Below are 1,907 nucleotides of genomic sequence, written 5' to 3' on the forward strand. Positions count from 1 at the left end.
GCTTTTCCTGCGAGAAAAAACCGACAGGGCCTATCACTCAGAAACCGACTTTTACTGTATATGGAGTGGTGGTCAAGGATATGAATATCTCAAAAGACATTGCCTATTTCACGGTCTCGAGAAATGATACTCTATTCAATGCGGCAACAGTAAAAGCAGGTAATAAAATTATTCCGAATACTGGCTCTGGTGCATATTACCAAGAGTTCTCCGATACTACTTTTCATACGATGACTGCTTATATAGACTCAATTATTAGCTCACCAGATACAGTCAATATAACTTTCAGATTTGCAATGCCGGACATTTTTAGCGCAAGTATTAACCCTGCAGATTCTGTAAATGAAAATGGTCTTGCAGTTGTTGTCACCTGGACGACATCTGATTCAGCTACAGCATATATCATAAGCGTAGTTAAGGGTGACACTATTCCCGGAGCTGTATTACATAAAGCTATTGTAACTGGCCCATTTACGACTATTCCCCAGGATGCTTTTCGTAAAGCTAACGGGGAGGTGGTATCAGGGCTTTATTGGGTATATATGGTAGCTTATAATAAAAGTTTTGTCAGTTATCCTGGAATGCCTTTTGCGTTGCCTACTGGTCTGCCAGCCAATAATATTTCAGGAGCAAAAGGGACGATTGGAGCTGGTGTAATAGCTCGAAAAGTCACCATTAGAGTGCTATAACCGGAATTTCATTTTGTCCAGAAAAATTTTTAACGAGATTAAAAATTTAGTTACCGAAGCCAGAAATCCTGCTACTTTTGATATCGATTCAAGATCCACTTTACAGATTTTGAAACTGATCAATGCCGAGGATAAAAAAGTTCCTTTGGCAGTTGAACAACAAATTCCACAGATTGCCAAAGGCGTCGAGTTAATCGTCAAAACTTTCAAAAAAGGCGGCAGGCTTTTTTATATCGGAGCCGGGACCAGCGGAAGGTTAGGGGTTTTGGATGCGGCAGAATGTCCGCCCACTTTTGGAACTGATCCCAAGATGATCAGAGGAATAATAGCTGGTGGATATAAGAGTTTGGTTCGCTCAAGAGAAGGGGTGGAAGATAATATAAAAGCCGCAGAAAAAGATTTGAAAAAAGCCGGTCTGACAAAAAAAGATGTTGTAGTAGGAATAGCTGCATCCAAGAGAACTCCTTATGTCTTAGGGGCTTTGAAATATGCAAAAAAAATAGGAGCAAAGACGATTTTCATCTTCTGCAATCCGATAAAAGGACTTAAAGTCAAGCCTGACGTGATAATCTCTCCGCTTTTAGGACCGGAGGTGGTGACCGGCTCTACCCGGATGAAAGCCGGCACAGCCCAGAAGCTGATTTTGAATATGCTTTCCACTACCGCAATGATCAAAATAGGAAAGGTCTACGAAAACCTGATGATTGACCTGCAGGCAAAAAGTCAGAAACTAAGGGAAAGATCCAAAAGGATAATAATGCAAGTAACCGGAGTTAATTATAAACAGGCAGAAAAATATCTTCGTCTGTCAGGAGGAAGTGTAAAAACCGCTCTGGTAATGATACTTTCAAACGTAGATAAGAAAGAAGCGGAAAAGAGGTTAAAAAAAGCTGGCGGATTTGTGAGAAAAGCGATTTATGGAATCCATCGTCCGTAGCGATGCTTTTTACCCTCTCCTTTTAGGAGAGGGTTAGGGTGAGGTTATACATTCTCCGCTTGTGAGGAAGTGCAGCGGTGCCATTTTCGTGGCAATGAGCAAACGTCCTCACTGGAGTGAGGACGCTACGGGTTTTGGCTTTCCAAAAAGTGGAGGTCTGAAGACCTTCCCTACATTTTAAATGCATTGACGCAGTCAATGCATTCCAGAGAAAAAGAAAAAGGAGACTTATGCCCTATTGTCCAAATTGTAAAGCCGAGTACAATGCCGGGGTGAAAAAA

2 protein-coding genes are annotated in these 1,907 nt (G+C 41.5%); both read left to right on the top strand.

What is annotated here, in order from left to right; translation table 11 throughout:
- The coding region (locus MUP17_00475; GenBank protein MCJ7457454.1) for a hypothetical protein at positions 1–689 on the top strand (689 nt) is incomplete at its 5' end.
- Positions 690–702: 13 nt separating this feature from the next.
- Positions 703–1,626: an N-acetylmuramic acid 6-phosphate etherase gene (gene murQ / locus MUP17_00480; GenBank protein ID MCJ7457455.1), complete on the top strand. Its 924-nt coding sequence runs from the start codon at positions 703–705 to the stop codon at positions 1,624–1,626.
- Positions 1,627–1,907: the final 281 nt, after the last annotated feature.

It is taken from the genome of Candidatus Zixiibacteriota bacterium (genome assembly GCA_022865345.1).
GTDB lineage: Bacteria > Zixibacteria > MSB-5A5 > MSB-5A5 > RBG-16-43-9 > RBG-16-43-9.